This window comes from Henriciella sp. (assembly GCF_049649345.1).
GTDB lineage: Bacteria > Pseudomonadota > Alphaproteobacteria > Caulobacterales > Hyphomonadaceae > Henriciella.
Genome location: NZ_JBARZC010000149.1, coordinates 1 through 7,302 on the forward strand (window position 1 = coordinate 1; position 7,302 = coordinate 7,302).

The 7,302-nt window shown below is 59.0% G+C and carries 8 protein-coding genes and 1 pseudogene; all 9 read right to left on the bottom strand.

Features of this window, described 5'->3' with window-relative positions:
- Positions 1-650, bottom strand: a 650-nt coding sequence (locus WA989_RS03635; RefSeq protein ID WP_424339164.1) for a proton-conducting transporter membrane subunit, incomplete at its 3' end; no start/stop codon positions are given.
- A gap of 6 nt (positions 651-656) precedes the next feature.
- Positions 657-965: an NADH-quinone oxidoreductase subunit NuoK gene (gene nuoK / locus WA989_RS03640; protein ID WP_424339157.1), complete on the bottom strand. Its 309-nt coding sequence runs from the start codon at positions 963-965 to the stop codon at positions 657-659.
- Between the two features lie 3 nt (positions 966-968).
- The gene (locus WA989_RS03645; protein ID WP_424339158.1) at positions 969-1,559 is read right to left on the bottom strand and encodes an NADH-quinone oxidoreductase subunit J; all 591 of its coding nucleotides are present in this window, start codon (positions 1,557-1,559) and stop codon (positions 969-971) included.
- Positions 1,560-1,618: 59 nt separating this feature from the next.
- A complete protein-coding gene (gene nuoI / locus WA989_RS03650) occupies positions 1,619-2,104 on the bottom strand; it encodes an NADH-quinone oxidoreductase subunit NuoI (protein WP_424339159.1) in 486 nt (161 codons plus the stop codon).
- On the bottom strand, positions 2,101-3,177 hold the full coding sequence (nuoH, locus tag WA989_RS03655) for an NADH-quinone oxidoreductase subunit NuoH (protein ID WP_424339160.1): 1,077 nt from the start codon (positions 3,175-3,177) through the stop codon (positions 2,101-2,103). The genes nuoI and nuoH overlap by 4 nt, the downstream gene beginning before the upstream one ends.
- A 9-nt stretch (positions 3,178-3,186) precedes the next feature.
- On the bottom strand, positions 3,187-5,286 hold the full coding sequence (gene nuoG / locus WA989_RS03660) for an NADH-quinone oxidoreductase subunit NuoG (protein WP_424339161.1): 2,100 nt from the start codon (positions 5,284-5,286) through the stop codon (positions 3,187-3,189).
- Positions 5,287-5,289: 3 nt separating this feature from the next.
- Positions 5,290-5,670 (bottom strand): hypothetical protein, encoded by a 381-nt coding sequence (locus WA989_RS03665; RefSeq protein WP_424339162.1) that lies wholly within the window; start codon positions 5,668-5,670, stop codon positions 5,290-5,292.
- Positions 5,671-5,681: 11 nt separating this feature from the next.
- The gene (nuoF, locus tag WA989_RS03670; RefSeq protein WP_424339163.1) at positions 5,682-6,986 is read right to left on the bottom strand and encodes an NADH-quinone oxidoreductase subunit NuoF; all 1,305 of its coding nucleotides are present in this window, start codon (positions 6,984-6,986) and stop codon (positions 5,682-5,684) included.
- A pseudogene (locus WA989_RS03675) lies at positions 6,986-7,302 on the bottom strand (NADH-quinone oxidoreductase subunit NuoE); the annotation flags it as partial. The gene nuoF and the pseudogene WA989_RS03675, both read right to left, overlap by 1 nt.

Consider the following 7,302-nt stretch of genomic DNA (forward strand, 5'->3'; position numbering starts at 1 on the left):
AAAACCAGAAAGACCGCGATGATCCCGAGCGCGAGACCGAAGTCGCCGACCCGGTTGGTCACGAAGGCCTTGATGGCCGCATCGTTCGGGGCCTTGTTCTGATACCAGAAGCCGATCAGCAGATATGAGGCGAGACCGACGCCTTCCCAGCCGAAGAAGAGCTGAATGAAGTTGTCCGCCGTCACCAGCATCAACATCATGAAGGTGAAGAGCGAGAGGTAGGCAAAGAAACGCGCCCGGTGCGGGTCTTCCGACATGTACCCCCAGGAATAGAGGTGAACCAGGCCAGAGACACCCGTAATGACCGCCATCATGACGATGGACAGGGCATCAACGCGGATCGCCCAATCGGCCTGAAACTGGCCGACGTCGATCCAGGGCATCAGTGTGATAATGTGCTGGAATGCTTCGACGGCGACAGCGCCATGAGCGCCTTCAGCCCCCGCTGTGTGAACAGCTTCAACAGCACCGCTGCCGCTAAACGCAAACATGAAAAGCTGGATGATAGACAGGATACCGGCGAGACCCACTGTCCCGGTCGTAATTACCATCGCACCGCGATCGGTCACGAACTTCTGGAACAGGCCTGCAATCAGGGCCGCAAGACCCGGTCCAAGCACGATGAAGAGAAGAAAGCTGTCTGAAAGCATGCCCATCTACCCTTTCATCAAATCCACGCTCTCGACGGCGATATCGCCGCGATTGCGGAAGTAGACGACAAGAATGGCGAGCCCAACGGCCGCTTCGGCAGCGGCAACGGTAAGCACCAGCATGGCGAAGATCTGCCCGGTGATCGTGCCGGTGAAGACCGAAAACGCAACCAGGTTCAGATTGACCGAGAGCAGGATCAGCTCGATCGCCATCAGGATGACGATGATATTCTTCCGGTTCACGAAAATGCCGACGACGCCTGTCGTGAACAGCACCGCCGAGACGGCGAGGAAATGATTGACCGTAATGTCCATGACTTAGAGCCCCTCGCCCGATTTGACGTCCAGCAAGCGGGTCGCATCCTTGCGGCGGCGCGCGGTCTGCTTGGCGATGTTCTGACGTTTGACATGCGGGCGGTGGCGCAACGTCAGGACGATCGCGCCGATCATCGCCACAAGAAGAATGAGACCTGACAGTTGGAACAGCAGCAGGTAGTCTGTGTACATGACCTGACCAATCGCCTCGGCATTGGTCTCGGCGCCGGGATATGGGTTGAAATTGTCGATGCTGTCGCCGCGCGCAAAGGTGGCGAGCGCGATCTCTGCAATGAAGGCGATCCCCATCAGCGCGCCAAACGGCAGATAGCTCAGAAAGCCCTGTTTCAGCTCGACGAAATCAACGTCCAGCATCATCACGACAAATAGGAACAGCACCGCAACTGCGCCGACATAGACGACGACCAGCAGCATCGCCAGGAACTCCGCCCCGATCAGGACAAGCAGACCGGCCGAGGTAAAGAAAGCCAGGATGAGCCAGAGCACCGAATGCACCGGGTTCTTCGACGCGATCACCGAAATAGCGGAGATCGTGACGATGGCAGCCAATATGTAAAAGGCAACGAGTTCCACGGGATCAGCCCCAATTCTTGCGACGACCATGCCGTCAAAACGTTTCGTGTTGCGCCGCCCTAGCGGTACGGCGCGTCGAGTTCGAGATTGCGCGCGATGAGGCGTTCCCAGCGGTCGCCATTCGCAAGCAGTCTGTCCTTGTCGTAGTACAGTTCTTCACGCGTCTCGGTCGCGAATTCGAAGTTCGGTCCCTCGACGATCGCATCCACCGGACAGGCTTCCTGACAGAAGCCGCAATAGATGCATTTGACCATGTCGATGTCATAGCGCGTGGTCCGGCGCGAGCCGTCTTCGCGGGGTTCCGCCTCGATGGTGATGGCCTGCGCCGGGCAGATCGCTTCGCAGAGCTTGCAGGCGATGCAGCGCTCTTCGCCATTCGGATAGCGGCGCAGCGCATGTTCGCCGCGGAAGCGCGGGCTGAGCGGGTTCTTTTCGAACGGATAGTTGACGGTCGCCTTGCGGCGGAACATTTCGCGCAGCCCAAGGCCGAACGCGCTGAAAAAGTCCGTCAGAAGGGCGCCGCGGAGGGTCTGGACAAGGCTCATGCCTGAACTCCCATGTAAACGACGTAGCCCGCAACAATGAAGACGGCGGCCAGAGAAGTCGGAAGGAAGATCTTCCAGCCAAGGCGCATCAGCTGGTCATAGCGATAGCGCGGCACAACAGCCTTCACGAGGGCAAAGAGAAAGAAGAAGAAGACGATCTTCGCCATGAACCAAGCGAGATGTCCGAGATTGACGAGCCAGACGGGAAAGTTCGATACGAACTCCTCGCCGAGCGGAATAGGCCCATGCCAGCCGCCGAGAAAGAGCAGCGTCATCATCGCGCACATCAGCACGATATTGAGATATTCGCCGATCATGAACAGCAGGTATGGCGTCGAGGAATACTCGACCTGGTAACCCGCTACGAGTTCCGATTCCGCTTCCGGCAGGTCGAAGGGCGGCCGGTTCGTCTCGGCCAACGCCGAGACAAAGAACATGACGAACATCACCAGCATCACCGGGAAGAGCAGGATGTGGTTGAAGCTGAAGACGTGCCACGTCCAGAAGCCGCCTGCCTGGTTGTTCGCAATGTCGGACAGGTTCATCGAGCCAACCAGCAGGATCACGGTGATGATGATGAAACCTATCGAGACTTCATAGGACACCATCTGCGCAGCCGAGCGGAGCGAGCCGAGGAACGGGTATTTCGAGTTCGAAGCCCAGCCCCCCATGATGATGCCATAGACGCCGAGCGAGGAGACCGCGAAGAGGTACAGGATACCGACATTCAGATCCGAAACGACCCAGCCCGGTGCAACAGGGATCACCGCCCAGGAGGCAAAGGCCAGCGTCAGGGAAAGGATGGGCGCCAGCAGGAAGACGGTTTTGTTCGCGCCGGCCGGGATAATGATTTCCTTGAGCAGGAACTTCCCGAAGTCTGCAAAGCTCTGAAGCAGACCGAAGGGGCCAACCACGTTCGGACCCTTGCGCATCATGACAGCTGCCCAGACCTTGCGATCCATCAGCAGCAGGAAGGCCAGCGACAGCAGCAGGACAACAGTGAACAGCAGGATCTGACCGATGACGGTCAGCCAGCCAAACAATAGTCCGTGTTCCTGAATGAATGCACTCATGGCGCTCGCCTACTCCGCTGCTACCGGTGTTTCAAGGCCACGCTTCATCAGCGAGCACTCCGCCATTGTTTTCGACGCTCTGGCAATCGGGTTCGTCAGGTAGAAATCGCCGATGGCTGCGCCAAAAACATGTTCCTTATCTGATGCTTGCGCGTCGTCCGGCAGCTTTCCAAGCGCTTCGGCGCCTGCAGCTCCAGGCGCAAAACCAAGCCCGGAAAACACAGCATTTTCCTGGCGCAGCATTTCGCGCAGCTCCGCTGGCGAATCGTAGGGCAAAGTCTTGCCAAGCGTGTCCGAAAGCGCGCGGAAAATCGCCCAGCCCTCCTTGGCCTCGCCTTTCGGCTGGACAGCCTTGGTCGTCATCTGAACGCGGCCTTCAGTATTCACGAAGGTCGCATTCATCTCGGTGTAGGCCGCCGACGGCAGGATGATGTCTGCCTTGGCGGCGCCAGCATCGCCGTGATGGCCGACATAGACCACTTTTGACGCGCCCAGGCCGGAAAGATCCACCTCGTCCGCGCCGAGGAGGATGACTGTGTCCATTTCTCCGCTGAGGATGCCGGTTGTATCTGACCCGCCCTCTTCGGGCACAAAGCCGATATCGAGTGCGCCGACACGGCCTGCCGCATTGTGCAGAACGCCGAAACCGGCCCAGCCGTCCGACATCGCGCCGGCGTCGTTGGCGAGCTTCTGAGCGGCGTCGAGAACGCCGTCCGCGCCATCTCCAATCAATGCCTGCTCTCCGACGACGATCATCGGACGTTCCGCATCCTTCAGGATTTTTGCAAATTCGGACGAGCCATCGAGAAGCGCCGCAATATCGCCTGCGGTCGAACCCAGATGCTCATAGTCATAGGTCAGATCGACGGGTTCACCGATCACGCCGACCTTGAGGTCATTCCAGAGCCAGGCCTTGCGGATGCGCGCATTCCAGACGGCTGCTTCAACACGCGGGTTTGCACCGATCAGGAGAAGCGCATCAGCCTCCTCGGCGCCCATCAGCGTCGGATTGAGAATATAGCGTTCACGCCCTGATTCGACGTCATATTTGGCGCCAGCTGGGCGACAATCGGTTGACTTGATCCCAAGACTGCGGGCCAGATCGAGGGCGGATTTGGCTTGTTCAACTTCAACAAGGTCGCCCGCAATGATGCCGATCTTGCTGGCTTCACCCTTGAGCAACTCAGCCGTGGCCTCGAGCGCTTCCGGCCAGCTCGCTGCGCGGAGTTTTCCATTCTCGCGGATATACGGCTTGTCGAGGCGCTGACGGGCAAGACCGTCCCAGATGAACCGGGATTTGTCCGACAACCACTCCTCATTCACCTCTTCATTGATGACCGGCATGATGCGCATCACAGCATCACCCTTGGCATCGACGCGGATCGCAGAGCCCATCGCATCCATGATGTCGATCGACTCAGTCTTGCGCAGCTCCCATGGCCGCGCATTGTAAGCATAGGGCTTGGACGTCAGCGCGCCCACCGGGCAGAGGTCAATCACATTGCCGGACAGTTCGGACGTCAGCGATTCTTCCAGATAGGTCGTGATTTCAGCATCCTCGCCGCGCGAAATCATGCCGAGCTCTTCGACGCCAGCCACTTCAGCCGCAAACCGCACACAGCGTGTACACTGGATGCAGCGCGTCATGATCGTCTTGACCAGCGGGCCCATATTCTTGTTCTCGACCGCGCGCTTGTTCAGCGCAAAACGTGAGCCGGAGCGGCCATAAGCCATCGCCTGGTCCTGAAGGTCGCATTCCCCGCCCTGGTCGCAGATCGGGCAATCGAGCGGGTGGTTGATCAGCAGGAATTCCATCACGCCATTGCGCGCCTTCTCGACATAGTCACCGCTGGTGAGAATGTTTGGCGGCGTGCCATCCGGGTTCATCCGCATCTCGCCGACCGTCTGGGCGCAGCTCGCAATCGGTTTGGGCGCGCCCTTCCACTGGACAAGGCACATGCGGCAATTGCCGGCCACCGACAGGCGCTCATGATAGCAGAAGCGCGGGATTTCGGCGCCCGCTTCCTCACACGCCTGCATAAGCGTGTAGGACTTCGGAACCTCGATGTCCTTGCCGTCAATATTCAGTTTGAAAAGGTCATCAGCCATGAATCAGAACTCTTTCACGGGATTAAAATTCGTCTTGCGCACGGCGCTGTTCCAGCGAGCGAGCAGGTAAGTCGGGACGATCACGAAAAGGCCGCTCATTGTGGAGGGCGATCCCCATGATCCCTGCACGAAGAAATCAAAGATCAAGTTCAGCAAGGTCCAGAACACTGCAACAGCAAGGATCGCCCAGAGAAACTTGGTAGATACGAGCGCTGCCAGACCAAATCCGGTCATCAGCGCCAGCTTGGACGTCATGATCCACGTCCCATCCGCAAGAAGACCGTCCAGACCGGCGACACGTGCGATTATCATCAGGCCGAACATGTTCGTCCCGATGATCACGGCGCACCAGATGGCGGTGAGGATGTTGCGCAGAAGGTCCATGAATTGCCTGGTTACTCCGCTGCCACGACATTGCCCTGGACCAACGCGCGCGGCGCCCGGTACTGGGTGATGCGGTCTTCGATTTCATGACGGAAGTGACGGATCAGGCCCTGGACGGGCCAGGCTGCCGCATCACCGAGCGCGCAAATGGTGTGGCCCTCAATCTGCTGCGACACGTCGAGCAGCATATCGATCTCATTGTGTTCGGCTTCCCCGCGCGCCATCCGCTCAAGCACACGCCACATCCAGCCAGTGCCCTCACGGCACGGCGTGCACTGGCCGCAGCTTTCATGCTTGTAGAAATACGAGATCCGCGCAATCGCCTGGATAAGATCGGTCGACTTGTCCATCACAATTACGGCCGCCGTACCGAGACCGGATTTAAGGTCGCGCAGCGTATCGAAATCCATATAGGCGTCCATGATCTGCTCAGCCGGCACCATGGGCACCGACGAGCCGCCCGGAATGACCGCCTTGAGGTTTTCCCAGCCGCCGCGAATGCCGCCGCAATGGGTCTCGATCAGGTCCTTGAAGGTGATCGACATCTCTTCTTCGACATTGCACGGCGCATTCACATGGCCGGAGACGCAGAACAGCTTGGTGCCGGTATTATTCGGTCGTCCGAAGCCTGCAAACCAGTCAGCCCCCCGGCGCAGGATCGTGGGCGCAACGGCAATCGACTCGACATTATTCACCGTGGTTGGGCAGCCATAGAGGCCCGCATTGGCCGGGAATGGCGGCTTCAGGCGCGGCTGGCCCTTCTTGCCTTCAAGGCTTTCCAGAAGCGCAGTTTCTTCGCCGCAGATATAGGCGCCTGCGCCATGATGGACGTAGAGATCGAAATCCCATCCGTTCTTGTTGTTCTTGCCGATCAGGCCGGCCTCATAGGCTTCCTTCACGGCTTTCTCTAGCGCCTCGCGCTCGGCAATGTATTCTCCGCGAAGATAGACATAACATTTGTGCGCGCGCATCGCATAGGATGCGACCATGCAGCCTTCGATCAGCAGATGCGGATCGTGGCGCATGATTTCCCGGTCCTTACAGGTGCCCGGCTCGGATTCGTCAGCGTTCACGACAAGATAGTGAGGACGATCCCGGACTTCCTTCGGCATGAACGTCCATTTCAGACCCGTCGGGAAGCCTGCGCCGCCCCGGCCCCGCAGGCCAGACGCCTTGATCTGGTCGCAGATCCATTCCGGCGTCTGCGCCAGCATGTCCGGCGTCAAGTGCCAGGCGCCGCGTTTCCTGGCCTCTTCAAGGCCTGGCGAATGCGCGCCGTAGAGATTTGTGAAGATGCGGTCTTTATCCTGAAGCATCAGTCTTCATCCTCTTTGCGCTCGGCCTTCACTTCTTTCTTTTCCGGCTCTTCGCGTTCGACATTGGTCGGGGCCTTGCGGTCCGGTTCACCCTTGGCCTCCGGTTCCGGCGCATCGGTGCGTTCCGGCTCAGGCAGGTGCGGCAGGACGGAGCCCTCATTGCGGCTCCCATCGTATAGCGCTTCATCGACGAGTGTTTTCGCTCCGCCTTCCGGTGCGGAATTGACCCGGTCAACGCATGTGCCGGGCGCGACATCGACCCCGTTCGCCAGCTTTCCCAGAATCTCCTCGAACGAGTCCGGCGTCAGGTCTTCAT